Here is a 25,184-nt window from a genome sequence, read left to right on the forward strand (position 1 = left end):
GGCACCAATTGAAGATTTCAGGTCTTATCAAGACCACTTAAAACCCGCTTAGTCTATAGCTACAGCGGGTTTTTTATTGCCTCACCCAATGTCACGGTCTGGTTCTACTTTTTGGCGCACAATATTGTTTTGTTGTTACAACTTTTCTTTTAATTTAGGGATGTGCATGAAACTCAGCAAGTTGATGTTGGCCTTGGGCATGTCCGCCATCAGCCTGGTTGCTCAGGCGGGAAACACTCTGATATATTGCTCTGAGGCCAGCCCTGAGGGTTTTGACTCGGCGCAATACTCGGGTGGGACCACGTTCGATGCGTCGGGTCATGCGGTGTTTAACCGGCTGGTGGCGTTCAAAAAAGGCAGTACCGAGATCGAACCAAGTTTGGCTACATCGTGGACCGTTTCTGCCGATGGCACTGCCTATACCTTCAAACTGCGTTCAGGCGTCAAGTTTCACACCACCGACACCTTCAAACCCACTCGAGACTTTAATGCTGACGACGTGATTTTTACTTTTGGGCGTATGTCCAACAAAAATCACCCGTTCAACAAAGCCTACCCGGCCGAATTTCCTTTTGCGTCTGACACAGGTATCGACGCCAACATTACCGCCATTTTGAAGACTGATCCTTTGACGATCGTTTTCCAACTGAAAAAGCCAGATGCAGACATGCTGGCCAAGATTGCCTTACCCTTTGCCTCGGTGCTGTCTGCAGAGTTTGCCGATAAATTGCTGACCGCTGGTCAGGCGTCCCTGATCAACCAGCAACCGGTAGGCACGGGGCCTTTCGTGCTCAAGCGATACCAAAAAGACTCTCAAATTCGTTATGCCAAGTTTGCTCAGTACTGGAATGCCAAGAATGTGTTGGTTGATAACCTGATTTTTGCCATCACCACCGATGCCTCGGTTCGGGTGCAAAAACTCAAAGCTGGCGAGTGCCACATCATGTCGCAGCCCAAGCCGCAAGACATTGCTGGTATGCGCACCGACCCGGCTCTGAAGATGGACTCCGCACCTGGTTTCAACGTGGGCTATTTGAGCTACAACACAGAAAAAACCCAAACCTCCAAGCTCGAAGTGCGTCAGGCGCTAGACATGGCCATCAACCGTAAAGCCATCGTTGACGCGGTCTATCAGGGCCAGGGCCAAGAGGCCAGCAATCCATTTCCGGCATCCCTCTGGTCTTACAACAGCAGCCTGAAAAATGCCCCCTTCAATCCCGAAAAAGCCAAAGAGCTGCTGAAAAAAGCTGGCTACCCCGATGGCTTTGAGATCACTCTGTGGGCGATGCCAGTGCAGCGCCCCTACAACCCCAGCGCCAAGTTGATGGCAGAGATGATTCAGGCCGATTGGGCCAAAATTGGTGTCAAAGCCAAGATCACGCAATACGAGTGGGGTGAATACCTTAAGCGCCTCAAAAATGGTGAGCACGACACCGGCTTGATGGGTTGGACTGGCGACTACGCCAGCCCCGACAACTTTCTGGGCGTTTTGCTGACCTGCGATGCCGTGGGTGGGTCCAACTATTCGCGCTACTGCAACAAAGCGTTTGATGCCTTGGTGCTCAAGGCACGCTTCAGCACCAACCTGAAAGAGCGCACTGACCTCTACATGAAAGCGCAAGTGATGTTCAAGCACGACCTGCCGTGGACCACCATTGCGCACTCCACTGTCAACCAACCCATGCGCAAAGAGCTCAACGGCTTCAAGATCAGCCCGTTTGGCGATTACAACTTTGAAGGTGTCAGCGTTAAATAGCCAGTCAGCAGCGTTAGTATCGAACATTGGTGATGATCGCCATGAAGGCAAGGCATACGATTTGATCGCGGCCCTGCCTTCTTTGTATTTTTAGGCTCGATTAATGTTTGCATTTATTCTCAGACGCTTGGGCGTGCTGATTCCCACCTTTTTTGGTATCACGCTGCTCACGTTTTCACTGATTCGCCTGATTCCGGGTGACCCCGTTGAGGTGATGATGGGGGAGCGCACGCTCGACCCGGTGATGCATGCCACCGCGCTCAAGCGGCTCGGGCTGGACCAACCCTTACCGATTCAATATTTGCACTACCTGAACCAACTGGCGCAGGGTGACTTGGGGGCCTCCCTGAAAACACAGGCAACCGTATGGAGCGAGTTCAAGGTACTGTTCCCCGCCACGCTGGAGCTGGCAACGGTAGCGCTTGTTTTTGCGCTGGTGGTGGGACTGGTGGCCGGCGTGGTGGCTGCCGTCAAGCGCGGCACGTTGGCCGATCATGGCGTGATGACGGTGGCCTTGGCAGGCTACTCAATGCCGATCTTTTGGTGGGGCTTGCTGTTGATTCTGGTGTTCTCAGTGGGGCTGGGCTGGACGCCGGTGTCGGGTCGTATCGACCTGGTGTTTGATGTGCCACCCCACACCGGCTTTATGCTGATTGACGCCTGGCGCGCCGAGTTGGCCGACCCCGACCTCAATAAAGGCGCTTTGTGGGATGCGGTGCGGCACCTGATCTTGCCCGCCATTGTGCTGGGCACCATTCCGTTGGCGGTGATTGCGCGCATGACACGCTCCAGCATGTTGGAGGTGCTGCGCGAAGATTATGTGCGCACCGCCCGTGCCAAGGGTTTGTCGCCAGCCCGCGTGGTGTTTGTTCATGCCTTGCGCAATGCCCTGATACCCGTGTTGACCGTCATCGGTCTGCAGGTGGGCACCCTGATGGGTGGCGCAGTCTTGACGGAAACCATTTTTTCCTGGCCCGGCATCGGCAAGTGGCTGATTGACGCGATTGGCCGACGTGATTACCCCGTGGTTCAAAATGGCATTTTGCTGGTCGCCACCCTGGTGATCGTGACCAACTTTTTGGTGGATATTTTGTATGGTGTGGCCAATCCGCGTATTCGGCATCAAGGTTAGATATGGAATTAAAACCAATCCAGGTGCTTGAAAACATGACTGCCGGACCTGCCAATACTGCAGCCTCTGAACTGGCGGCCGTGTTGTCCTACCCCACACCGTTGGCTGAATTCTGGCGAGGCTTCTCAAAAAACAAAGGCGCTGTCGCTGGAATGGCGTTCATGCTTCTGGTCGCCTTGATGGCAATTTTCGCGCCGTGGGTTGCGCCATACGACCCTATCGAGCAGTACCGCGATCACTTTTTGCAGCCGCCGGTCTGGTCGGGCGGCACATCGCAGTTTCTGTTTGGTACCGATGAATTGGGGCGCGATATTTTGTCGCGCCTGATTCATGGCGCCCGGCTGTCTTTATTGGTGGGCTTGGTGTCTGTGTTGCTGGCCTTGCTGCCGGGGGTGACGTTGGGGCTACTGGCGGCGTTCTCGGGCAAAGTGGTGGACGGGCTCATCATGCGTCTGATGGACATCATGATGGCCTTGCCCGCGCTGCTGTTGGCGGTAGCCATCATCGCCATTCTTGGCCCCGGTTTGACCAATGCCATGCTGGCCATTGCGTTGGTGTCGCTGCCCGCGTATGTGCGGCTTGCTCGTGCCTCGGCCATGACCGAACTGAGCCGGGACTACGTCACGGCGGCCCGCTTGTCAGGGGCAGGCCAACTGCGTTTGATGTTCATCACGGTGTTGCCCAACTGTATGGCGCCGTTGATTGTGCATGCCACCATGAGTTTTTCATCGGCCATTCTTGAAATATCGGCCCTGGGTTTTCTGGGTTTGGGCGTTCAGCCACCGTTGCCGGAATGGGGCACCATGCTGGCCTCGGCACGGGACTACATTGAACGCGCCTGGTGGGTGGTTACCTTGCCGGGCTTAACCATACTGTTGTCGGTGCTGGCTATCAACCTGATGGGGGACGGTCTGCGTGACGCCCTCGACCCCAAATTGAAAACCGCATCTTGATCAGGCGCGACGGGAACCGACGATGAGTCTCTTGGAAATACGAAATTTAAGCGTAGAGTTTGGTCCGCAAGGACAGGCTTTTCGTGCGGTGGATGGCGTTGACCTGACCGTCAATTCGGGTGAACTTTTAGGCGTTGTCGGTGAGTCCGGCTCCGGCAAGTCAGTCACCATGATGGCCCTGATGGGTTTGCTGCAAGGCCAGGGTCGTGTTGAAGCAGACCGGTTGCAGTTTGACAACCAGGATTTGATTCGTATTCCTGACTCTCAGCGTCGCAAGATTCTGGGTAAGGACATGGCCATGATTTTCCAGGACCCCATGACCTCGCTCAATCCCTGCTTTACGGTTGGATTTCAGCTCATTGAGGTGCTCAAGCAGCACTTGGGCTTGCGTGGTTCTGCGGCCAAGTCCCGCGCTATCGAACTGTTGGAGTTGGTTGAGATACCGGGCGCCAAAGGGCGGCTTGACAACTACCCGCACCAGTTTTCAGGCGGCATGAGCCAACGCGTGATGATTGCCATTGCCATTGCCTGTAACCCCAAATTACTGATTGCCGACGAGCCCACCACAGCCCTGGATGTGACCATTCAGGCGCAGATCATGGACTTGCTGGTGAACTTGCAAAAGGCCCAAGGCATGGCGCTGATCATGATTACTCATGATCTCGCCGTCGTCGCTGAAGTCGCGCAACGTGTGGCCGTGATGTACGCGGGACAAGTGGTGGAGCAGGGGGCGGTGGGGGCCTTGTTTTCAACGCCGACACATCCCTATACCCATGCCTTGTTGCAGGCGGTACCAGAACGCAGCCGGGGCGCGAGGCGCTTGAATACCTTGGGCGGTATTGTGCCGGGACAATATGACCGTCCACGGGGATGTCTCTTGGCGCCGCGCTGCCCAGGCGTCCTCGAAAAATGCCTCAGTCAGAAACCTCTTTTGACCGACCATGGTGAAGTGCAGGTGCGGTGCTTTTATCCAATAGAAGCTGAGGCCGGCGTATGAGTCAGGTGGTCATGCAGGCAGATGGTTTGACGCGTCATTACGGGGTCTCGCAAGGCTTGTTCCAACCCAAGCTGATGGTCAAGGCCCTGAATGGTGTTTCCTTCGCACTGGAGGCCGGTAAAACCCTGGCGGTTGTCGGAGAATCGGGTTGCGGCAAAAGCACGCTGGCCCGGCAACTGACGCTGGTCGAGCCACCCAGTGGCGGCACTTTGACGCTGGATGGCGAGAAGGTCAACCCGAATGATGCAGCGCAACGCCAGCGTCTGCGTAGCCGGGTGCAGATGGTGTTTCAAAACCCCTATGCCTCGCTCAATCCACGGCAAAAAATCGAGGCCCAATTGGCTGAGCCCTTGTTGCTAAATACCCCCATGACGGCCGCACAACGCGCTGAAGTGGTCACCCGTATCATGCAGCGCGTGGGCTTGCGCCCCGAGTACAGGCACCGCTATCCGCACATGTTTTCAGGCGGTCAGCGCCAGCGCATAGCGATCGCACGCGCCATGATTTTGCAACCCAAGGTGTTGGTGGCAGACGAGCCCACCTCGGCACTGGACGTCTCGATTCAGGCCCAGGTGCTCAACCTGTTCATGGACTTGCAGGAAGAATTCAACACCGCGTATGTTTTCGTGTCGCACAACCTGGCGGTGGTAGAGCATGTGGCCAATGACGTGATGGTGATGTACTTGGGCCGGGTGGTCGAGACCGGCCCGAAAACCATTATTTTTGCCCGCCCAATGCACCCCTACACTCAGGCACTGCTGTCGGCCACACCCTCAATTGACCCGCACCAACGGCAAAAGAAAATCAAAATTTTGGGGGAGTTGCCCAGCCCCTTGAATCCGCCTACTGGCTGTGCTTTTCACAAGCGCTGTCCGTATGCTGATGTACGCTGCGCGGTAGAGGAACCCGTATTGCGCTTGCTTGAAGGTCGGCAACTGGCGTGCCACCATGCAGAGACCTTGCCGGTCAATCCCTAGGATCATCCAGATGAGCTTCTACGTCGCTGGGCAGTAATTGGATCGTGGCCCGCAAGCCCGGTACGGCGCTCATTAATGCCTGTTCGACACTGGTCCTGAATTCGGCAGCGCGACCCAAGGTCCAAGTCGATGGCATGTGCATGTGCAAGTCCACAAAGCGGCGCTGACCCGAGCGGCGGGTGATGACATGGTCAAAACGAATGCTTTCGTGGTTAAACGACGCAATCGTTTTTTGGATGGCCCGGAGCACATCTGGTTCTACCGCTTCGTCCATCAGTCCCTGGGACGAGCGCCACATCAGGTGACCGCCTTCCCACAGAATATTCAACGCTACCGCGATAGCCGCCACCGCATCCAGCCAGAGCCACCCGGTCAGGGCCACGCCGATCAAGCCCACCACGACGCCCACCGAGGTCCAGACATCGGTGACCAGATGCTTGGCATCAGCCTCCAGTGCGATGGAGCGGTGCACTTTGGCCGAACTGAACATGACCCACGCCAACAGGCCGTTCAGGGCAGAACTCAAAACCGACAAGGCCAGGCCCCACCCCAGTTCTTGCAGAGGTTGTGGATGGAGCAGCCGTGATGCGGCGGCCCAGATGATGCCGATCGCCACGCCAACAATCAGGATGCCTTCAAATCCGGAGGAAAAATACTCTGCTTTGTGATGGCCGTAGGGGTGCTCGTTGTCCGCGGGGCGCTGGGCGATTGTCACCATCATCAGCGCAAAAATGGCACTGGCCAGGTTTACGAAGGACTCCATCGCATCTGACAGCAAGCCGACCGAATCTGTCACATACCAGGCCAGCGTTTTGAGCGTGATGGTGATGATGGCCACCACGATCGAAGCCAACAACAAACGCCTGGGGGTCAGAAAGTGGGTGGGGAGCAGTGAGATCATAAAGTTGACGGTAAATTATTTAACCCAAGACGCTATCGATCAGAGCTTAAAGCAGGCTTAAGGCGCTGCTGAAAATCCAGTTTGCAGGTATCACTGGAACGAAAAAAAACCGACTTGCGTCGGCTTTTTAGCGGTCAGCCCAAGCTGATTACTTGAGGTGCTTGCCGATCAGGCCAGCCATCTCGAACATCGAGACTTGCATCTTGCCGAAAACTTCTTTCAGCTTTGCATCGGCGTTGATCATGCGTTTGTTCACAGCGTCTTGCAGTTTGTGTTTCTTGATGTAAACCCACAATTGCTTCACGACTTCCGTGCGCGCCAGAGGGGTTGCACCAACGACAGCAGCCAGAGCGGCGCTAGGTGTCAGGGCTTTCATGAACGCTGCATTGGCAGTGCGTTTTTTAGCCGGTGCTTTGGTAGCAGCTGCCTTTTTAGCGGGAGCGGCGGCCTTGGCGGGCACAGCTTTTTTAGCCGGTGCCACTTTTTTGGCAGGGGCCTTGACGGCGACCGTTTTAGCTGGTGCTACTTTTTTAGCGGGGGCCGCGCTCTTGGCCGGTGCTGCTTTTTTTGCAGGTGCAGCTTTTTTTGCCGGAGCTTTCGATGCAGTTGCCATGATTTATTGTCCTTCTGGAAGTTGATTAATCACCAGAGAAAAACAGCTTCTTCACTGGCAAGGCGATGCTACTGGAGAAATAGCGCGTTTCCTAGAGGGAAACTGTTTATTTCATTGGGAAACTGTATTTTTTTATTGGCTTAGGTCACATCTTTTGTGGTTTTACAATTTTGTCAACTTAAGGAGCCCCCGACATGACCCCATCATTCGCAACTTGCGATCTCTGTGATGCCCATAAAAATGACACCAGCGGCGACTTTCGCGTCTTGCCACCGGTGTTCAAAGACTTTGGATCCACTCAAAAATTTAGCGGCCCCGTGGTGACCGTTAAGTGTTTTGAAGACAACACCCTGGTCAAAGCTGCCGTTGATTCGGTGGGTTATGAAGATACGCCCGCCGGTCGTGTCGGTAAGGTGCTGGTGGTCGATGGCGGTGGCTCATTGCGCCGCGCCTTGCTGGGCGGTAACCTGGGTGCCGCCGCCGTCAAAAACGGTTGGGCGGGTGTCGTTGTGGATGGCTGCGTGCGTGATGTTGCCGAGCTCGGCGCCCTCAAGGTCGGGATTCGCGCCTTGGCCAGCATGCCATTGCCCACGGAAAAGCGCCAGGAAGGCCAAAAGAATATTGCGGTTCAGATTCAGGGCGTTTGGGTGCGTCCGGGCGATTGGCTGTATGCCGATGAAGACGGTATGGTGCTGAGCGCAGCGTCGCTTATTTGACCGTCGCTGCAAGCGTCCTTGAGGGCAGGGTGGCCAGCACCACGCCCGTCAGACATATAGCAAAGGCCACGCCTTGCAGGCCGCTCAAGGATTCACCCAGCACCCCGACGCCCACCGCCGCTGCCGATATCGGCAGCATCACGGTGAAGACCCCGGCTCGGGCGGCCGGGACGGTTTGCAAGCCGGTCATCCAGAGCCACACCGTGCCAACGCTGGCCGCCAGCGCGTAGAAGACCAAGAGCCACCAGGTGCCAGCGGCCACAGCGCTGAACTCAAAATTCCAGGCCATAAAAAGACCGAAAGGCGTCATCAGGACAAAGCCCCACAGGTTGATCAAGGCGGTGATCCGTTTCGGGGTCAGGGTGCCTGTGAGCTTCTTGCCAATCACCGCATAAGCGGCCTCGCACAAAACCGCGCCAAACACCAGCAGATTGCCCCACAGCACGTGCTTATAAGAAGAATTGACCTCTAGCCCCCGTGCTACGTGCGCAGGCAGCTCTGATTTTGATAGCGAGAAGAGTGCAATGCCAAAAGCGGCGCAGGCAATGGCGGCCCACACCCGCAAGCCAATTCGCTCGCCCAGGAAGAACCAACTCATCAGTGCGACGACGGCTGGAATGGCCGCCATGATGACACCTGCGGACACTGCACTGGTCATGCTCACGCCAAACAGCATGCAGATGGAGAACAAAAAATTACCCAGCAGCGACTCCAGAAAAACCAGTTTTTGGGTGGCACGGGTCATCGGAACTTCATTGGCTGGTTTTTTTAGCCAGTGCGGCATAGCCAGGCCGCCGATGCCAAAGCGCAGCCAGGCCAGTAAAAATACCGGCAGCGCTGCCACCAGCGGTTTTGAAAGGGCGACATAGCTGCCCACCAGCGCCATGCTGAGGGCGAGCATCAGGTAAGCCGTCAGAGGGTTGGGGTGCTTGAGCATGGTTCTGGAATCGTTTGACGCCCGACTTTTTGGGCCTTGAAGGTCGTGTTGGCGAAGCGTAACCCAAAGACAGTTTACCGAGTGAAAGTCCGCTTGCGTCCAGGCTGTGTTTTGAGTGGTTTGCAGACCTGGGTGCAAATTGGCACCAATTCGAGCGTTAAACGGCGTTACCTTCAGGGTCCACCAACCAGAGGTTAAACATGAGCATGGGCCATTTTGCATACGCCAACAACAGCAACCGCTTTCTTGCGGCGGCCGAACTGAGCGATCAGCCCTTCGCCCTGATCGGGGTGCCCTTTGATGGGGCCGTGACCAATCGCCCCGGCGCCCGCTTTGCCCCGCAAGAGATACGTCGCGCCAGCCTGATGTTGTGTGATGGACTGCACCCGTTTTTTGGCGTTTCCCCGATCGACCATCTGGGCGATGGCTACGACATGCGCTTGCCGAATGCCTCGCCCCTGGCCGAGGTGCGTCAGCACATCGAGCGCCAGGCGGCTGAGAAGATGGCGAAGCACCATTGCGTTTTTCTGGGGGGCGATCATTCGGTCACCTTATCGCTGTTACGCGCCGCAAAGGCACAGTATGGCGAGTTGGCGCTGGTGCATTTTGATGCGCATTGCGACACCTGGCAGGACCATTTTGGCGAGCCTTCGGGCCATGGCACCTGGACTTATGAGGCGATTCAGGAAGGTTTGGTGAGCCCGGCCCACACGGTGCAGATTGGCCTGCGCTCAAGTGGTGAGCGCGCGGCCCGCGAGTATGTGCAAGACCAGGGTGGCCTTATTTTTACGGCGCGTCAAATGCGCGGGCTCGATGGGCTTTCGTTGCAACCGCTTATTCAACAAGTACTGGAACGCATAGGGGACCGGCCCTGCTACCTGACGCTCGACATCGACTGCCTCGACCCGGCCTTTGCCCCGGGCACCGGCACGCCTGAGCCGGGAGGCATGACCAGCTCTCAGGTGCTCACCTTTCTGGAAGAACTGGCCCCGCTCAACATGATCGGGATGGACTGCGTGGAAGTTGCCCCGGCGTATGACCACGCCGAGCTGACCAGCAACGCCGCAGCGACCTTTGTCTGGACCTACCTTTGCGGCCAAGTGGCCAAACGGATTTAGAGAGAAATTGCCCATGTTGCTCAACTCCGATACCCAGCTCAACCAGAACAGTTACTACGAGGCCAGCGTGCAGCGCGACCCCGCCGCGCCCCCTTTGCGCGGAGCATTGACCGCGGATGTGGTGGTGGTGGGCGCCGGTTATGCCGGCTTGTCGTCGGCCATTGAGTTGGCGCAGCGCGGCTACTCGGTGGTGGTGCTGGAGGCGGACCGGGTCTGCAGCGGGGCGTCGGGGCGCAATGGTGGCCAGGCGATTGTGGGATTCGCCAGCGGGCAGGAACCGTTTGAGCAGCAGTTGGGCCGCGACCAAGCGCGATTGGCGTGGGACCTGTCGATGGAATCGGTGGACTTGATCGATGAGCGCATTGCCCAGTTTCAGATTGACTGCGACCGGGTCAAAGGCTACCTGTACGTGGCGGATTCGCCGCGCAAGGCCCGCGCGCTGGAGGCCGACATGAAGACCCTGGCGCAAGACTACGGTTTTGCCTCGGATTTCGCCAGCGGTGCGGACGTGCAGCGGCATATCGAAAGCCCGCTGTACTGCGCGTCGGCGTTTGAGAGCAAGTCGGGGCACTTGCATCCGCTCAAGTTTGGTTTGGGCCTGGCACGAGCCGCTCGGGCCTTGGGTGTGCAAATTTTCGAGCACTCGCCCGTGGTTGGGTTGAAGCGTGGTGCGCGACTGACGGCCAGCACCGCCACCGGTTCGGTCACCGCCCAGTTTGGCGTGCTGGCCGGTAACTGCACGCTGGAGGAATATGGCCCGCAGGTGGCGCCCGACATCACGCCGCGCATCATGCCGGTGGGCACCTACATGATTGGCACCGCCCCGCTGGACCCGGCGCTGTGCCAGCGGCTGATTCCGAGCAATGCCTCGGCCTGCGACAACAACTTTATTCTGGATTACTTCCGGTTCAGCGCCGACCACCGCATGCTGTTTGGCGGGCGCGTGAGCTACACCACGCGCACCCCGTCGAACCTGCAGGCGGTCATGAGTCGGCGCATGGGCGATGTGTTTCCCGCATTGCGCGGCGTACCGATCGAGTTTGTCTGGGGCGGGTTTGTGGACATCAGTATGAACCGCGCGCCCGACTTTGGCCGTCTGGGCGACAACCTGTATTATCTGCAGGGCTTTAGTGGCCATGGCGTGGCTTTAACGGGCCTGGCGGGGCGTCTTGTTGCGCAGGCCGTGGCCGGGCAGGCCGAGCGCTTTGATGTGTTTGCCAAACTGCAGCACCACAAGTTCCCGGGGGGGCCGTTGTTGCGCATGCCGAGCCTGGTGTTGGGTACGCTGTACCACCGCTTGCGTGACGCCTTTTAAAGTTGAAATAATGAATGGCATGCCACCCCTATTTCAGTCTTCATTTTTCAGTGAAACCTAATTAACCTAACGCTGTTCTCAGAGCATGAAAAATATACTGATCGTTGAAGATAACGCCGAAACAAGGAAGTTGCTGACCATTGCTCTAAAGCGGCCGACCCATCGAATCATCGAAGCCTCTGACGGACTTTCCGCGCTTAAAGCGGCCAAAGAGCATAAGCCGATAGTCATGATGCTGGATATTTTGATGCCTGGAGGTGTTAATGGTTTTCAAGTGTGTGAAATGGTCAAAAGCGATGCTGAGTTGAAAGACACCTATGTCATATTGATATCAGGATTGTCTGAGGCGAGTGATTTCGAAGAAGCCAAGCGGGCTGGGGCAGATGCTTATTTTGTTAAGCCGTTTCGACTGAAACGACTCGTCGAGGTGGTGATAAACCACCAAAAACTGAGCGGGACATTTACGCTTGAAACGATGCTGTGAATGGCTGTAAAAATGCCTTCTTTTCCTCAGCAAGTTTGGGCGCATTAAATGACAGATGCAACCACCAAATCTCAAGGGCGGCGCACGCTTGCGGATTCGTTTATGCGAGATGCACAACGAGAGTCGACGCCTTGGCGCTCACGAGCGGATTTGGCGTTTGAGGCCGTTTACCTTTACGCCCTAACGATGCTTGGGGAGCAGGCTGACGACTACGAGCACCCTGACACTCGGGTACTGACTGCTGCGGCAGAAAAATGCAACATGACGGCTGAAGAAATCGGGCCCGCCGTGGAGTACTTGGCGCACCGGTTTGACCCGGCCATCCCGGACAACGGCAGTGCTTACCAGGTGTTGCTATCCATTGCAAAACTGCTCGGTTCAGACCGGTGACTTACCGTCGCGACTGAGTCTTTCAATATTTATGTTGTCAGCTTGACGATTTGACGATGTGCAGAAAAGGCTGGTGAACGCGATATTGGCACACTGGAAATAAACACTTTTAGCGCGTTAGCTCGGTAATGGTTTGGCTGTGTTGTGGGAATGCAGCCACCAGCATTGCCCGGTCGGCCAAACAAAAGTCGGCGAAATCAAAGCCGGGCGCAACAGTACAGCCCACCAGCGAAAACGAACCGCCAACAGCCACCCTTGACGCAAACCAGGTATTGGCCGGAACCACGTGTTGGTGGACTTCGCCTCCCAAGATGTCGGACCCCAAACGGGTGCAACCCAGTTCACCATGCGCATTGAGCGTCAGTACCTCCAGCGCCTGACCCGCATAGAAGTGCCACATCTCGTCTGATTGAATTTTGTGGAAAGCTGAAAAGTTGTTTTTTTCCAGAAGAAAGTAAATCCCGGTGCTGACGCTTCTTTGATCAGATGTGACATCACCGCCTACCGTCACATCCATCCGCTGATGACACCGGTAGGTTTCCTTGAAAAAGCCACCTTCTGGATGCGCATCCAATTGCAGGGTATCGATATATGTTTGTGCTGTGGGGGTCATAAGAAACAATGAAAAAGGTGATTAACAGGGTGCTGAGGTGGTTTCACCCGTCGGCTATTCAGTCTGGCACCATCGTCCAGAATTCGGGCACACACTGACACGAGCGCCGTTCAGCCAGACTTGTTCATCATCCAGCAGCACAGAAGTCACTGGGTCGATGTCGAACTCGATTCCAAGTGCATGTTCGACGTTGATATTTTCGATGGGAAGCTCCCAGGTCAGAAATATTTGGCTGAAGTCCTGGTCGTCGGCGAAGTCTGCCGCGTTAAAGCCACTGCTGCGGCGCTCAATGACGGCGTGAGGCTGGGCAGTATCGAATATCACCACCGTCCCTCTGGTCAAAGGAATTCGATGACCTGTCGCCTGAAAATGCAAGTCCAACCCCTTGTCCTCACTCACGAAGAGATTGCAAAAGGCCATGCCACCGTATTGGGCGGCGTCGTGGTGGTACTTCGCGCCACGGCAAGCCATCAGGGCGACGTCACAATCGACAAGCACCTCACCCAGTCCGAGGGTGCACGTCCAATCGGATACCGCCTGCACGCACTGTTTGTATTCCGGCCAACGCGCACGCGCTCTCGCCAAAGGCAACTCATCTACGTCCCCTGGCTCAAGGTCCAATCGCAACGAGAGCTCTCTTTTCCAATCTGCTGTCAACCTTGCAGGGGGCGCAGGCACATCGATCGTGCCGGTTAGCACGACGTCACTGACGCTTCGGCTGCGCAGGGTCTCGCCACTCCAAAAATAGGCAATCGGGAGGCCCTGAAAACGATGCGGTTGTGAGGTGTGGCTCATCTGGTCAAGTGTATTCAAGCTATGCGGCCTCATTTTCAGGTGGCATCGTGCCTGCACTTGTTGCAAAAGATATTTGGAAGCAGCAGAAACTTTGTGCCATAAAAAGTATTGACTACTCAAAAAATCAGGCGCAAAATTTCCCTGCGACCGAGTCTTTTCCCTCGGTGAAGGAGTTCCGTAGATGACCATGGACCACACTTACGCTCACGACTAACTGACGGTTTTCCGTCATGATGCTTCCCATACTTGAGGAAGTTCTGGAAGGGTAGGGTTCTTTACGAGCTCTGCCCTTTTTTATTGGGGTTGGCTGAAGCTGCCACGCTCATTGTTTCGCAGCACAGGAAGTTAAATTTAATTAACTAAAGTCTGTGTTCTGAAGTTATTAATGCCTAAACTTTAGTCGTTGAGATTAAAGGACGTTGCCATGAAGTTCAGTTCCAAAATTGTCGCGTTTGCCGCTTTTCCCGCTCTGCTGTTTATCCTCGGTCTGGCCATCAGTATCGGGTCCTTGCTAAAAACGCAAACTGAATTTGATCGTTACATTCAGTCAGAGCAAGCCGTGGATCACGGCCTGTCTGACATGTATGCCCAAGGGTTGCAAATGGGACAAGCCTTGCGCAACGTGGTGTTGGACCCCAAAAACCCCAAGGCACTTGAAAACCTCAAGGCGGCCCAAAGCGCCTACGAGAAAGCCTTTTCTGAAACACAGGCCATTGCCAAAGGCAGTTCTTTTGAAGCAGCCTTGAGCCGCTTGCCCGCGCTACGCGCAGCTCAAGCCAATGCACAGGCCAAAGTGCTGGCACTGCTCGCCGCCAATGGCGATGCCATCAGCGTGCTCAATAGCGATGAAACACCCGCCTGGCGGAAGTTAAAGGCTGAGTTGCTGGAGCAGGGGCTGGTTGCAGAAAAAAGCGCGAAAGAAGCCCATGTGCGGGTCACTGATTCGACAAATTTTGCAATTCGACTGTCCATCGCTTTGGCGCTGGTCGCCACGGGGGTTGCCATTGGTTTAAGCCTGCTGATGCGCGCCACCGTGCGAAAAGAACTGGGCGGTGAGCCAGCCGATGCCCGTGAAGCCCTGACGCACATTGCAGAAGGCAACCTGACAACAGACATCGTCAACTTGGGCGACTCCGAGAGTTTGATCGGCAAGATGCTGGACATGGAGGCTTCTCTGCAAAAACTGGTGCGCGGGGTGCGCGAGTCGGCCGGCGGTATTGCCACGGCAACCGATGAAATTGCGGCGGGCAGTCAGGACCTGAGTAACCGCACCGAGAGCCAGGCCAGTGCGCTGGAGCAAACGGCGGCCTCCATGGAAGAGCTTGGCTCTACTGTGAAACAGAATGCCGATGGCGCTCGCCAGGCCAATCAACTCGCCCTGAGTGCCTCTGCGGTGGCGGTTCAGGGCGGCGAGGTGGTGAGTCAGGTGGTGGAAACGATGCGGGGCATCAACGACGCCTCGCGCAAGATTGCCGACATCATCAGCGTGATTGATGGCATTGCGTTTCAGACCAATATTCTGGCCTTGAATGCAGCGGTTGAAGCGGCCCGGGCGGGAGAGCAGGGCCGTGGTTTTGCGGTCGTGGCCTCAGAAGTGCGCTCACTGGCAGGGCGCAGTGCCGAAGCCGCCAAGGAAATCAAAACCCTGATCGGGGCCAGCGTGGATCGCGTGGCGCAGGGCACCCTATTGGTTGACCAGGCCGGAGCCACCATGACCGAAGTGGTCAGTTCCATCAAGCGGGTGACGGACATCATGGGTGAAATCAGCGCGTCGAGCAATGAGCAGTCATTGGGCGTTTCGCAGGTGGGTGAAGCGGTGGCAATGATGGACCAGACCACGCAGCAAAACGCGGCGCTGGTGGAAGAAATGGCTGCCGCCGCGGGCAGCCTCAATAGCCAGGCCAGTGAGTTGGTGCAGGCGGTTGCGGTGTTCAAAATCAGTCCTGGTCAGTAGTCCGCTCTGATTTGGTGTTGTTGTATTTTGCTATTTAAATAATAGCTGCTTACGCAAGTGACACGGGGGCTGCAAGGCTTTTTTACTTAAGGTTTCGCCAAAGTCGCCATCACGGCCCGCGTGAGCATCGGGCCGCAACGCTCGATATCTGCCAGTGGCGCATAGCCGTAGCCAATCACCAGTCCTTTGGCATCTTTTCGTTTCAGGCAATAAGCCGACAGCGGTCGCACGGTCAGTCCCAGCTTGGCGATTTGTTCAGCCAGCGCCGTGTCGTTGACCCGTTCAGGCAGGCGCAAACACAGGTGCAAACCCTGTTCGGCGCCGCTGATGTGCGCTTGCTCACCCAGGCAGGGTTTGAGGGCTTCGAGCAAGCAGTGGCGGCGCTCGGCGTAACTGTGGCGCGCCTTGCGCAGCGCACTGGCGAAATGCCCCATTTCTATGAACTCGGCCAAGGCGGCTTGCAGCGGCATTTGCCCGGGTCGGTTCAGGTCGTAGTGGGCGGTTTTGAAGGCCGCCGCCAAGCCCTTGGGCACCACCAGATAACCCAGTTTGAGGCCGGGGTAAAGCACCTTGGAGAAGGAGCCCATGTAGAGCACCCGCTGGTCGGTGTCAAGCCCGGCCAGCGATGAGATGGGCGGGCCGCTGAAGCGAAACTCGCTGTCGTAGTCGTCCTCCAGCACCCAGGCTTTGTGCTGTCGGGCCATCGACAAAAGCTGGTGTCGTCGGGCCAGCGACATCACGGCGCCAGTCGGGTACTGGTGCGAGGGCGTCACGTAAATCAGCTTGGGCGGCGTGGCTTCGTCTCGGGTGTGTGGGGCTATGCCGTGCTGGTCCACCGAGACCGGATGCAGGCTCAACCCGGTTGCCATGAACGCCTTGACGGCGCCCCAGTAGGCCGGGTCTTCGAGCCAGACCGTGTCGTGATGGTCGGCCAGCAACTGGGCGCACAACTCCAGCGATTGCTGGGTGCCGCTGGTGATGATGACTTGCTCCACATCGAGCGGCACGCTGCGAAATATTCGCAGGTAATCCGCCACCGCCCGGCGCAGGGGGCCGTAGCCACCGGCGTAGCTGTAGTCCAGCATCTCGGGGTAGGTCATGCGCCAGTGTTTGTTTTGCAGGCGCTGCCACAAGGTGACGGGGAAGGCGCTGAAGTCGGCCGCACCCGGCGTGAAGGGTTGAATTTCAAGTTGGGTGGCGCAGAAAGTGGTCGAGAGCGCGGCACCGCGCCTGGACAACTGGGTGTCCTGATTCTCGCGTGCGGTGTGGCGGCGCGTGCTTGATTTGGGCACGCTGTCATTGACAAAAGTTCCACTTCCTACCCGGCTTACCAGGTAGCCTTCAACGCTGAGTTGGTTGAGCGCGGCCACCACGGTGTTGCGCGACATGGCCAGGTCCTGGGTTAACTCGCGGCTCGATGGCAGGCGGTCACCGGCCGCCAGTTTGCCATCCAGAATGGCGCGCCGCAGGGCTTCATAAAGTTGGCGGTGCAGGGGTAATTTGCCCAACTGACTCAAGCGCGAAATTTCAGTCAGCAACAGTTCTGAGAGCATAAAGTGGCACCATTCACTTGGATTAAATGGCTCCCATTGTGAACCAATTCGCCCCGCACAATGGCACAAAGAATACGGAGACATTTATGAAAAAGCCACCTTGTATGGTCTGGCTCCCCATGGATCATCGCCTGTTGGGTGACCACGACCACCAAATGCCCTTCCTTGTGTTGGGCGATAAATACGCCCGCGCCGTCAAGGTCTGCGGCCAAGCGCAGCCAGTGCTTTTTCCGCTGGCAGATGTGCAGCAAATTCCGGAATTGTTGAACCTGGTGGACGGCGTCATGCTGACCGGTTCACCGTCCAATGTGCATCCTTCGCATTTTGATCAAACGGTGTCTGACGCCGCGCTGCCGCTCGACCCTGCGCGTGATGCGCTGACGCTGGCCTTGGTTAAAGCTTGTGTGGCGCAGCAGGTGCCCTTGCTGGGCGTGTGTCGCGGATTTCAGGAAATCAATGTCGCACTGGGCGGCAGTTTGCACCAGCGCGTGCACCAGGTGCCGGGCAAGTTGGACCACCGCGAACCCAATCCCGCCGGCATGGACCAACAGTACGCGCCCAGCCACGCGGTCAACTTCGTCCCGGGGTCCGTGTTTGCCCAATGGGCCGGGTCTGAAACGGCGCTGGTCAACTCCTTGCACGGACAAGGCATCTGGCGGCTGGCACAGGGCTTGCGTGCACTGGGTCATGCCCCTGATGGATTGGTAGAAGCTTTTGAGGTGGAGGGCGCTGGCACTTTTGCTTATGCGGTGCAGTGGCACCCCGAGTGGCAATGCGCCAACAACCCTTTTTACGCGGCTATCTTCAAGGCCTTTGGTCAGGCCTGCCGTGCGCGACAAAACGCACGTTGGCCTGGTTTTGATCATGTGCTGCATACCGCAGCCGGGAGTATCTGATGAACGACAAAAAAGCAATGAACTTCAACGACCTGGAGCAATGGCTCAACGAGCGCCGGGTGACCGAGGTAGAGTGTCTGGTGCCCGACTTGACCGGCGTGGCACGCGGCAAAATCTTGCCGCGCGGCAAGTTCACCGAAGACCGCGGCATGCGCTTGCCGCAAGCGATTGTGGCGATGGGCGTGACCGGCGAGTTTCCCGAGAGCGGGCCTTACTACGATGTGATCGACCCCACCGACAAAGACATGCAGTTGCGCCCCGACCCCAGCACGGTGCGCATCGTGCCTTGGGCCACCGACCCCACGGCGCAGGTGATTCACGACTGCTTTGACCATGCCGGCAATCTGGTGCCGTTTGCCCCGCGCTCGGTGTTGCGCCGGGTCTGCGATTTGTTTGCCGCCGAAGGGCTGCAGCCGATCGTGGCGCCTGAGCTGGAGTTTTACCTGACCGCCCGCAACACCGACCCCAACACCTTGCTGAAGCCGCCGATTGGCCGCAGCGGCCGCGCCGAGACCTCGCGCCAGGCCTACAGCATCGACGCCGTCAACGAGTTCGACCCGCTGTTTGAAGAGATTTACGACTACAGCGACAAGATGGAACTCAACGTCGATACCTTGATTCACGAGGTCGGCGCTGGGCAGATGGAGATCAACTTCTTCCATGCCGAGCCGATGGGACTGGCCGACGAGGTGTTCTTTTTCAAGCGCACGGTGCGCGAGGCCGCCTTGCGCCACGACATGTACGCGACCTTCATGGCCAAGCCGATTGCGGGCGAGCCCGGCAGCGCGATGCACGTTCACCAGAGTTTGCTCGATGTGGCCACTGGCAAAAATGTCTTCAGCAACCCGGATGGCTCGCCGTCCGAGATGTTCATGCACTACATCGGTGGCCTGCAGCGCTACATTCCAGCCGCCATGGTGCTGGTGGCGCCGTATGTGAACAGCTACCGGCGACTGTCGCGCAACACCGCCGCGCCGATCAATATCGAGTGGGGCTATGACAACCGCACGGTGGGGATTCGCTCGCCGATTTCGTCACCTGCCGCGCGTCGGGTCGAGAACCGGGTGATTGGGGCCGACGCCAACCCGTATGTGGCGATGGCGATGACGCTGGCCTGCGGTTACCTCGGCATCAAGAACAAGATCAAACCCAAGCCCGAAATGAAGGGCGATGCGTATCTGGCGCCTTATGCCTTGCCGCGCAGTTTGGGTGAGGCGTTGGACTGGCTGCGCCGCGAGTCGGACCTGCACGAGGTGCTGGGCAAAGAGTTCATCACGGTGTACTCCGAAATCAAGGAGCTTGAATTTGACGAGTTCATGAAAGTGATTTCGCCTTGGGAGCGCGAGCATCTGCTATTACATGTATAGCTACTCACGCTTTATACACGGGGGCTAGAGCCCGTTTTTATATAAATTTAGCTGTAGGTCGGGGTCGTGCAGCCTCACTCGACAACACGTTGAGGCGTGGTCTGCAGCCCATTAATTTTCAGAGATGAGGAATCCCATGAATACCGTTGTTGACACCAAGTTGATCCAGGCCCAGGACAGCGCCCATTTCATCCACCCGTTCACCGACCACGCTGATTTGGCCACCCGTGGCGCGCGGGTGATGGTCAAAGGCGAGGGCATTTATATCTGGGATTCAGAAGGCGCGCGCCTGCTGGACGCCATGAGCGGCTTGTGGTGTGTGAATGTGGGTTACGGCCGCAAAGAGCTGGCCGATGCCGCGCACCACCAGATGATGACGCTGCCGTTTTACAACAGCTTTTTTCAGACCACCAATGTGCCGGCCGTTCAGCTTGCCACCAAGCTGGCCGAACTGGCACCGAATGTGGGCGAGCGCAGTTTTCAGCACGTTTTTTATTCGTCCAGCGGCAGTGAGAGCAACGACTCGAACGTGCGCATGGTGCGGCGTTATTGGGATTTGCTGGGCCAACCCCAGCGCAAGGTCATCATCAGCCGCCTCAACGCCTACCACGGCAGCACCATGGCGGGCGCCTCATTGGGCGGCATGAGTGGCATGCACGCGCAGGGCGATTTGCCGATTCCCAATATCACGCACATTGAGCAACCGTATTTCTTTGAGAACGGCTTGCCCGGTGAAAGCTCGGACGCCTTTGGGGTGCGCGCGGCGGGCTGGCTGGAAGCCAAAATTCTTGAAATTGGTGCAGAAAAAGTAGCCGCCTTCATTGCCGAACCAATTCAGGGCGCTGGCGGCGTGATTATTCCGCCCGCCACTTATTGGCCCGAGATTCAGCGCATCGTGGATAAGTACGGCATTCTGCTGATCAGCGATGAAGTGATTTGTGCCTTTGGCCGGCTTGGCACCTGGTTTGGGTATGAGAAGTTTGGCTACAAACCCGACCTGGTGACCTTTGCCAAGGCCATCACCAGTGGCTACATTCCGCTGGGCGGTGTCATGGTGGGTGACCGCGTGGCCAAAGTGCTGATTGAAAAAGGTGGTGAATTCAACCACGGCTACACCTACAGCGGACACCCGGTGGCCTGCGCCGTGGGCCTGGCCAACCTCTCCATCATGGAGCGCGAGCAATTGCCACAGCGGGTGCGCGACGACATCGGGCCGTATCTGGCCAAGCGCTTCGTCGACATCGGCCAACACCCCTTGGTGGGTGTGGCAGAAACGTGCGGCTTTATGGCGGGCTTGGTGCTGGTTAAAAACAAGGCGCGACTGGAGCGTTTTGATGAGAAATTGTCAGTAGGCATGATTTGCCGCGGCCATTGCTTTAAAAACGGACTGATCATGCGCGCCGTGGGCGACCGCATGATCATTGCGCCGCCTTTGACCATGACGCATGCGCAAATTGATGAAATGGTGGCACTCATCCTGCGTTGTCTCGACTTAACGTACGAAGATGTCAAGAAAAATGGTTGGCTGGCATAGGGATTGCATGGATAGAAGTGGCGAGTAATCGGGTTTAGTATTTCAGCCGTTAAGCATGTTTGTTTATTTTCAGGAGAACATATTGAGTAATGCATTTGGAACCAAGTTGATGGGCAAGCTGATGGCTGGCCTGGCCGTGGCGGGATTCATGACATTCGCAGCCTCTTCTGCACTTGCCCAGGAGGAAAAAGTTCTCAATATCTACAACTGGTCTGACTACATCGCCGAAGACACCATCCAGAATTTCGAGAAAGAGACCGGCATCAAGGTGCGCTACGACACCTTTGACAACAACGAAATCGTGCACGCCAAACTGGTGGCCGGTAAAACTGGTTATGACATCGTGGTGCCTTCGTCCGGTTGGGCCAAGCTGCAAATGGACGGCGGCCTGTTTCGCAAACTCGACAAAGCGCAACTCCCCAATCTGAAAAATCTCGACCCTGACATCCAAAGCCAGATTGCCAGCCTCGACCCCGGCAACCAGTACCTCGTCAACTGGCTGTGGGGTTACACCACCATTGGCATCAACACCGCCAAAGTCAAAGCGGCGCTGGGGGCAGAGCCGATGCCCGCCAACGTCTGGGAATTGTTTTTCAACCCCAAGTACGTGAGCAAACTGAAGAGCTGTGGCGTGTCGGTGCTCGACAGCGCCTCTGAAGTTTTACCAGCCGCGCTGCACTACTTGGGCAAAGACCCTTTCAGCAAAAATTCTGCCGATTACCAGGAGGCCAGTGCCGCGCTGAAAGCCATTCGGCCTTATGTGACTTTGTTCAGCTCTTCGGGCTACATCAATGACATGGCAGGTGGCTCGGTGTGTCTGGCCTTGGGCTGGAACGGCGACATCAACATTGCCCGCCGCCGCGCCATTGAAGGCAAGACCGGCCAAGACATCGTTGCCTTGATACCTAAAAATGGCGGCATTTTGTTCTTCGACATGATGGCCATCCCCGCCGATGCACCCCATTCCAAAAACGCGCACACGTTCATCAACTACATCATGCGCCCCGATGTGCATGCCGCGCTGACCAACAAGGTGTTTTACGCCAACCCCAACAAGGAATCGCGTAAATTCATCAAGCCTGAGGTGGCACAAAACCCTTCTGTGTTCCCCTCCACGGCGGAGATGGCCACGATGGTGCCACCCAAGGCCTTGACCAATGACCTCCGTCGCCTGATTACCCGCGTTTACACAGGCTTTAAAACGGGTCTTTGACCGCTTGCGGTTTCATCGTAGAACAAGGACTCGCCAGTGGCCATCGTCTCCAATCCCAATGCACCAGTGCCAAAACCCAGTGCAGCGCCTTTTTTGCAAATCAAGCATGTCGTCAAACAATTTGACGATGTGTTTGCGGTGGACGATGTGTCGCTGGATGTTCAGCAAGGCGAAATTTTTGCCCTGCTAGGTTCTTCGGGCTGTGGCAAATCGACCCTGCTGCGCATGCTGGCGGGTTTCGAGTTACCGACCTCGGGGCAAATTTTTTTGGCCGGGCAGGACATCGTCGGGCTCGCGCCCTACGAGCGTCCCATCAACATGATGTTTCAGAGTTATGCGCTGTTTCCGCACCTGAGCGTGTGGGAAAACATTGCGTTTGGACTGAAACGCGATCGCATGCCCAAGCTTGAAATCGAAGCTCGTGTTGAGCAGATGCTGGACTTGGTGCAACTCAAACAATACGCCAAGCGCAAACCGCACCAGTTGTCGGGCGGGCAGCAACAGCGGGTGGCGTTGGCCCGGAGTCTGGCCAAGCGCCCCAAGTTGTTGTTGCTCGATGAGCCCTTGGGCGCACTCGACGCCAAACTGCGCGAGCGCACGCAGCTTGAGCTGGTCGACATCATTGAGAAAGTAGGCGTCACTTGCGTCATGGTCACGCACGATCAGGAAGAGGCCATGACCATGGCCACCCGCATTGGGGTCATGAGCGAGGGCAAAATTCTGCAAATTGGCCGCCCCTCTGATATCTATGAAACGCCTAACTGTCGCTTTGTCGCAGACTTTATTGGCAGTGTGAATTTATTCAAAGGCGCGGTGGAGGTCGATCAACCCGATCACGTGGTGATTGCCTCGCCTGAATGCAAACATTACGTCAGCCACGGCATCACCGGCACCAGCGGCATGACGGTGCACGTGGCGGTGCGTCCTGAAAAAATGACGATTCAAAAAGGGCTTCCCTCCGACGAGGAACGTGAGTCCCTGGAAGAAGTGGGCTTCAATATCGCGCAAGGTGTCATCAAGGATCTGGCCTACCTGGGCAGCCTCACCACCTACCACGTTCAACTGGATGGCAGTTCAACGATCGTCAAGGTGACGCACACCAATGCCGCCCGCCACGATGCCACGCACCTTACTTGGGGCGATAAAGTTTACGTGTGGTGGTGTGGCAGCGACGTTGTGGTCTTGACCAGTTAATCGCGCCATGAACACGGCCGTCACTCCCACATCGGTTCTCTACAACAAGCTCACGGGAGTTTGGGGCAGGAATGTCGTCATTGGTATTCCCCTGGCGTTTTTGCTGGCGTTCTTTTTGCTGCCGTTTTTGGTGGTGTTCAAGATTAGCGTGTCCGAAATGGACAACGTGGTTTTCAAAGACCTGATCATTTGGACTGACGGCATTCTTCAGCTTAAGGTCAAACTGGGTAACTACATTTTTATCGCCCAGGACGATCTCTACTTCAAAACCTACATCAGTTCGCTGAAGTTTGCCGGCATCACCACGGCGATCTGCTTGCTGATTGCCTACCCGTTTGCTTACTTTATGGCGCGCAGTCCGGCCGACAAGCGTCCGGCCTTGCTGATGCTCGTCATGCTGCCGTTTTGGACCTCGTTTCTGTTGCGTGTTTACGCCTGGAAAATGCTGCTGGCTGACAACGGCGTTTTCAACAACGTGGCGATGCAGATAGGTTTGATTTCAGAACCTATGAAAATGATGAACACACCGTTTTCACTGGTGCTGGGCATGGTCTACACCTACCTGCCTTTCATGATTTTGCCGCTCTACGCCAACCTCGTCAAAATGGATTTGCGCTTGCTGGAAGCCGCGCTTGATCTGGGCGCAACACCTTGGCAAACCTTTTGGCGTATCACGGTGCCGCTGTCCAAGAGCGGCATTATTGCGGGTTCGATGCTGGTCTTCATTCCTTGTGTGGGCGAGTTTGTGATTCCTGAATTGCTCGGCGGCCCGCAAACCCTGATGATTGGCCGCGTGTTGTGGGACGAGTTTTTCAGCAACAACGACTGGCCGATGGCGGCGACTGTTGCGGTGGTGATGGTGCTGCTCATCATTGTTCCGCTGGCGCTATTTAACAAGTACCAGGCCGAAAGCACAACCGGAGGACGCAGATGAAGTTCAATGCCGGACGAGTGACATCCAAGGTCTGGATGGGAGCGGTGTTTGTTTTTCTGTACCTCCCGATACTGACCCTGATCGTGCTGAGTTTTAACGGCAGCCCGATGGTGACGAGTTGGGGGGGCTGGTCGCTTCGTTGGTATGAGGCCCTGTCCAAAGACGCTGAAATAATTTCAGGCGCCAAACTCTCCGTTGAGATTGCTTTTTTGACCGCCTGTGGCTCCGTGGTTCTGGGCACCCTGGCCGCATTGGCCTTGACTCGGTTCAAACGCTTTCCCGGCAGAACGCTTTTTGCCGGCATGGTGAACTCCCCGCTTGTGATGCCTGAAGTCATCATTGGTTTGTCCTTGTTGTTGATGCTGGTGTCGGTGCAACGCGCTTTTGGCTTCCCGGACCGCGGCTTGATGACGATCTGGTTTGGCCACACCTTGTTGGGCATGGCCTATGCCACGGTGGTGGTGCAGTCGCGCCTGCAAGAGATGAGTCCCCAACTTGAAGAAGCCGCGCAGGATTTGGGCTGCCGCCCCTGGCAGGTTTTCTTTCTGGTGACGCTGCCCTTGATCTCGCAGGCCATTGGCTCTGCCTGGTTGTTGACATTTACCTTGTCGCTCGATGACGTGGTGCTATCGGCCTTTCTATCTGGCCCAGGTTCGACTACCATGCCGATCGTGATTTTCAGCCGTGCCCGCCTGGGCTTGAGCCCGAGTGTGAACACAGTAGCGACCTTGACGGTTTTGGTGGTCAGTGTGGGGGTGGTGCTTGCCAGCCTGTGGATTGCACGAGCAGAACGCAAGCGAGCGCAAGAAATGTCGGCGGCATTCCGGGGTGCTGGTGCCTGA

Annotated in this window: 24 protein-coding genes; 18 read left to right on the plus strand and 6 right to left on the minus strand. The window is 56.6% G+C overall.

What is annotated here, in order from left to right:
* Positions 1-166 precede the first annotated feature (166 nt).
* The 5 genes from WCG50_RS06765 to WCG50_RS06785 all read left to right on the plus strand — a co-directional run bounded on the left by WCG50_RS06765 (position 167) and on the right by WCG50_RS06785 (position 5,815).
* Positions 167-1,756 carry an ABC transporter substrate-binding protein gene (locus WCG50_RS06765; protein WP_336898823.1) on the plus strand — a complete coding sequence of 530 codons (1,590 nt, stop codon included), beginning with the start codon at positions 167-169 and terminating at the stop codon, positions 1,754-1,756.
* 103 nt (positions 1,757-1,859) lie between these two features.
* The gene (locus tag WCG50_RS06770) at positions 1,860-2,888 is read left to right on the plus strand and encodes an ABC transporter permease subunit (protein ID WP_336898824.1); all 1,029 of its coding nucleotides are present in this window, start codon (positions 1,860-1,862) and stop codon (positions 2,886-2,888) included.
* A 35-nt stretch (positions 2,889-2,923) separates the two neighbouring features.
* Entirely contained in the window at positions 2,924-3,841 is a 918-nt protein-coding gene (locus WCG50_RS06775; RefSeq protein ID WP_336898848.1) for an ABC transporter permease subunit, read from the plus strand.
* A gap of 22 nt (positions 3,842-3,863) precedes the next feature.
* On the plus strand, positions 3,864-4,838 hold the full coding sequence (locus WCG50_RS06780; RefSeq protein WP_336898825.1) for an ABC transporter ATP-binding protein: 975 nt from the start codon (positions 3,864-3,866) through the stop codon (positions 4,836-4,838).
* Positions 4,835-5,815 (plus strand): peptide ABC transporter ATP-binding protein, encoded by a 981-nt coding sequence (locus WCG50_RS06785; protein WP_336898826.1) that lies wholly within the window; start codon positions 4,835-4,837, stop codon positions 5,813-5,815. The genes WCG50_RS06780 and WCG50_RS06785 overlap by 4 nt, the downstream gene beginning before the upstream one ends.
* On the opposite strand, the gene WCG50_RS06790 is transcribed toward WCG50_RS06785, so the two are convergent.
* Positions 5,805-6,716, minus strand: a complete 912-nt coding sequence (locus tag WCG50_RS06790; protein ID WP_336898827.1) for a cation diffusion facilitator family transporter — start codon at positions 6,714-6,716, stop codon at positions 5,805-5,807. The two genes, WCG50_RS06785 and WCG50_RS06790, sit on opposite strands and share 11 nt — an antisense overlap.
* Before the next feature lie 148 nt (positions 6,717-6,864).
* On the minus strand, positions 6,865-7,329 hold the full coding sequence (locus WCG50_RS06795) for an SWIB/MDM2 domain-containing protein (RefSeq protein WP_336898828.1): 465 nt from the start codon (positions 7,327-7,329) through the stop codon (positions 6,865-6,867).
* Between the two features lie 194 nt (positions 7,330-7,523).
* On the opposite strand from WCG50_RS06795, the gene rraA reads away from it, so the two are divergent.
* Positions 7,524-8,045 (plus strand): ribonuclease E activity regulator RraA, encoded by a 522-nt coding sequence (rraA, locus tag WCG50_RS06800; RefSeq protein ID WP_336898829.1) that lies wholly within the window; start codon positions 7,524-7,526, stop codon positions 8,043-8,045.
* On the opposite strand, the gene WCG50_RS06805 is transcribed toward rraA, so the two are convergent.
* Positions 8,038-8,982 carry a DMT family transporter gene (locus WCG50_RS06805; RefSeq protein WP_336898830.1) on the minus strand — a complete coding sequence of 315 codons (945 nt, stop codon included), beginning with the start codon at positions 8,980-8,982 and terminating at the stop codon, positions 8,038-8,040. The genes rraA and WCG50_RS06805 overlap by 8 nt on opposite strands.
* A gap of 200 nt (positions 8,983-9,182) precedes the next feature.
* Between WCG50_RS06805 and speB the strand changes: the two genes are divergently transcribed.
* The 4 genes from speB (at position 9,183) to WCG50_RS06825 (ending at position 12,289) form a co-directional block, all read left to right on the plus strand.
* Positions 9,183-10,100 (plus strand): agmatinase, encoded by a 918-nt coding sequence (gene speB, locus WCG50_RS06810; protein WP_336898831.1) that lies wholly within the window; start codon positions 9,183-9,185, stop codon positions 10,098-10,100.
* Between the two features lie 13 nt (positions 10,101-10,113).
* A complete protein-coding gene (locus tag WCG50_RS06815; RefSeq protein WP_336898832.1) occupies positions 10,114-11,415 on the plus strand; it encodes an FAD-binding oxidoreductase in 1,302 nt (433 codons plus the stop codon).
* 85 nt (positions 11,416-11,500) lie between these two features.
* Positions 11,501-11,899: a response regulator gene (locus WCG50_RS06820; RefSeq protein ID WP_336898833.1), complete on the plus strand. Its 399-nt coding sequence runs from the start codon at positions 11,501-11,503 to the stop codon at positions 11,897-11,899.
* A gap of 48 nt (positions 11,900-11,947) precedes the next feature.
* A complete protein-coding gene (locus WCG50_RS06825; protein WP_336898834.1) occupies positions 11,948-12,289 on the plus strand; it encodes a hypothetical protein in 342 nt (113 codons plus the stop codon).
* 109 nt (positions 12,290-12,398) lie between these two features.
* Here the strand turns inward: WCG50_RS06825 and WCG50_RS06830 are convergent, their stop codons facing one another.
* Together WCG50_RS06830 and WCG50_RS06835 are read right to left on the minus strand one after the other, a co-directional pair.
* Positions 12,399-12,902 (minus strand): cupin domain-containing protein, encoded by a 504-nt coding sequence (locus WCG50_RS06830; RefSeq protein WP_336898835.1) that lies wholly within the window; start codon positions 12,900-12,902, stop codon positions 12,399-12,401.
* A 54-nt stretch (positions 12,903-12,956) separates the two neighbouring features.
* Entirely contained in the window at positions 12,957-13,697 is a 741-nt protein-coding gene (locus WCG50_RS06835) for a hypothetical protein (protein ID WP_336898849.1), read from the minus strand.
* 424 nt (positions 13,698-14,121) lie between these two features.
* On the opposite strand from WCG50_RS06835, the gene WCG50_RS06840 reads away from it, so the two are divergent.
* Positions 14,122-15,651 carry a methyl-accepting chemotaxis protein gene (locus tag WCG50_RS06840; RefSeq protein WP_336898836.1) on the plus strand — a complete coding sequence of 510 codons (1,530 nt, stop codon included), beginning with the start codon at positions 14,122-14,124 and terminating at the stop codon, positions 15,649-15,651.
* A gap of 86 nt (positions 15,652-15,737) precedes the next feature.
* On the opposite strand, the gene WCG50_RS06845 is transcribed toward WCG50_RS06840, so the two are convergent.
* Positions 15,738-17,204: a PLP-dependent aminotransferase family protein gene (locus tag WCG50_RS06845; RefSeq protein ID WP_336898837.1), complete on the minus strand. Its 1,467-nt coding sequence runs from the start codon at positions 17,202-17,204 to the stop codon at positions 15,738-15,740.
* A gap of 86 nt (positions 17,205-17,290) precedes the next feature.
* Here WCG50_RS06845 and WCG50_RS06850 point away from each other — a divergent pair, with 86 nt between their 5' ends.
* From WCG50_RS06850 to WCG50_RS06880, 7 genes are all read left to right on the plus strand, one after another.
* Positions 17,291-18,100 (plus strand): gamma-glutamyl-gamma-aminobutyrate hydrolase family protein, encoded by an 810-nt coding sequence (locus WCG50_RS06850; protein ID WP_336898838.1) that lies wholly within the window; start codon positions 17,291-17,293, stop codon positions 18,098-18,100.
* Positions 18,100-19,467 carry a glutamine synthetase family protein gene (locus WCG50_RS06855; RefSeq protein ID WP_336898839.1) on the plus strand — a complete coding sequence of 456 codons (1,368 nt, stop codon included), beginning with the start codon at positions 18,100-18,102 and terminating at the stop codon, positions 19,465-19,467. The genes WCG50_RS06850 and WCG50_RS06855 overlap by 1 nt, the downstream gene beginning before the upstream one ends.
* Positions 19,468-19,603: 136 nt before the next feature.
* Complete coding sequence (locus tag WCG50_RS06860) at positions 19,604-21,001, plus strand: aspartate aminotransferase family protein (protein WP_336898840.1); 1,398 nt, start codon at positions 19,604-19,606, stop codon at positions 20,999-21,001.
* 121 nt (positions 21,002-21,122) lie between these two features.
* Positions 21,123-22,214 carry a polyamine ABC transporter substrate-binding protein gene (locus tag WCG50_RS06865; protein WP_336898850.1) on the plus strand — a complete coding sequence of 364 codons (1,092 nt, stop codon included), beginning with the start codon at positions 21,123-21,125 and terminating at the stop codon, positions 22,212-22,214.
* A gap of 42 nt (positions 22,215-22,256) precedes the next feature.
* The gene (gene potA, locus WCG50_RS06870; RefSeq protein WP_336898851.1) at positions 22,257-23,408 is read left to right on the plus strand and encodes a polyamine ABC transporter ATP-binding protein; all 1,152 of its coding nucleotides are present in this window, start codon (positions 22,257-22,259) and stop codon (positions 23,406-23,408) included.
* Positions 23,409-23,415: 7 nt separating this feature from the next.
* Positions 23,416-24,342: an ABC transporter permease subunit gene (locus WCG50_RS06875; RefSeq protein ID WP_336898841.1), complete on the plus strand. Its 927-nt coding sequence runs from the start codon at positions 23,416-23,418 to the stop codon at positions 24,340-24,342.
* Positions 24,339-25,184 (plus strand): ABC transporter permease subunit, encoded by an 846-nt coding sequence (locus WCG50_RS06880; RefSeq protein ID WP_336898842.1) that lies wholly within the window; start codon positions 24,339-24,341, stop codon positions 25,182-25,184. Before WCG50_RS06875 ends, WCG50_RS06880 begins: the two co-directional genes overlap by 4 nt.

The sequence above is a fragment of the Rhodoferax sp. genome (assembly GCF_037143375.1).
In the GTDB taxonomy this organism is placed as follows: Bacteria; Pseudomonadota; Gammaproteobacteria; order Burkholderiales; family Burkholderiaceae_C; genus Rhodoferax.

Bases quoted from the DNA above. Each gene is read 5' to 3' on its own strand.
- WCG50_RS06865 (WP_336898850.1), top strand. From the start codon at position 21,123: ATGGCTGGCCTGGCCGTGGCGGGATTCATGACATTCGCAGCCTCTTCT.
- WCG50_RS06845 (WP_336898837.1), bottom strand. From the start codon at position 17,204: ATGCTCTCAGAACTGTTGCTGACTGAAATTTCGCGCTTGAGTCAGTTG.
- WCG50_RS06860 (WP_336898840.1), top strand. From the start codon at position 19,604: ATGAATACCGTTGTTGACACCAAGTTGATCCAGGCCCAGGACAGCGCC.
- speB (WP_336898831.1), top strand. From the start codon at position 9,183: ATGAGCATGGGCCATTTTGCATACGCCAACAACAGCAACCGCTTTCTT.
- WCG50_RS06830 (WP_336898835.1), bottom strand. From the start codon at position 12,902: ATGACCCCCACAGCACAAACATATATCGATACCCTGCAATTGGATGCG.
- WCG50_RS06835 (WP_336898849.1), bottom strand. From the start codon at position 13,697: ATGAGCCACACCTCACAACCGCATCGTTTTCAGGGCCTCCCGATTGCC.
- WCG50_RS06825 (WP_336898834.1), top strand. From the start codon at position 11,948: ATGACAGATGCAACCACCAAATCTCAAGGGCGGCGCACGCTTGCGGAT.
- WCG50_RS06780 (WP_336898825.1), top strand. From the start codon at position 3,864: ATGAGTCTCTTGGAAATACGAAATTTAAGCGTAGAGTTTGGTCCGCAA.
- WCG50_RS06775 (WP_336898848.1), top strand. From the start codon at position 2,924: ATGACTGCCGGACCTGCCAATACTGCAGCCTCTGAACTGGCGGCCGTG.
- WCG50_RS06785 (WP_336898826.1), top strand. From the start codon at position 4,835: ATGAGTCAGGTGGTCATGCAGGCAGATGGTTTGACGCGTCATTACGGG.
- WCG50_RS06790 (WP_336898827.1), bottom strand. From the start codon at position 6,716: ATGATCTCACTGCTCCCCACCCACTTTCTGACCCCCAGGCGTTTGTTG.
- WCG50_RS06765 (WP_336898823.1), top strand. From the start codon at position 167: ATGAAACTCAGCAAGTTGATGTTGGCCTTGGGCATGTCCGCCATCAGC.
- WCG50_RS06805 (WP_336898830.1), bottom strand. From the start codon at position 8,982: ATGCTCAAGCACCCCAACCCTCTGACGGCTTACCTGATGCTCGCCCTC.
- WCG50_RS06795 (WP_336898828.1), bottom strand. From the start codon at position 7,329: ATGGCAACTGCATCGAAAGCTCCGGCAAAAAAAGCTGCACCTGCAAAA.
- WCG50_RS06820 (WP_336898833.1), top strand. From the start codon at position 11,501: ATGAAAAATATACTGATCGTTGAAGATAACGCCGAAACAAGGAAGTTG.
- WCG50_RS06840 (WP_336898836.1), top strand. From the start codon at position 14,122: ATGAAGTTCAGTTCCAAAATTGTCGCGTTTGCCGCTTTTCCCGCTCTG.
- WCG50_RS06875 (WP_336898841.1), top strand. From the start codon at position 23,416: ATGAACACGGCCGTCACTCCCACATCGGTTCTCTACAACAAGCTCACG.
- WCG50_RS06850 (WP_336898838.1), top strand. From the start codon at position 17,291: ATGAAAAAGCCACCTTGTATGGTCTGGCTCCCCATGGATCATCGCCTG.
- WCG50_RS06770 (WP_336898824.1), top strand. From the start codon at position 1,860: ATGTTTGCATTTATTCTCAGACGCTTGGGCGTGCTGATTCCCACCTTT.
- rraA (WP_336898829.1), top strand. From the start codon at position 7,524: ATGACCCCATCATTCGCAACTTGCGATCTCTGTGATGCCCATAAAAAT.
- WCG50_RS06815 (WP_336898832.1), top strand. From the start codon at position 10,114: ATGTTGCTCAACTCCGATACCCAGCTCAACCAGAACAGTTACTACGAG.
- WCG50_RS06880 (WP_336898842.1), top strand. From the start codon at position 24,339: ATGAAGTTCAATGCCGGACGAGTGACATCCAAGGTCTGGATGGGAGCG.
- WCG50_RS06855 (WP_336898839.1), top strand. From the start codon at position 18,100: ATGAACGACAAAAAAGCAATGAACTTCAACGACCTGGAGCAATGGCTC.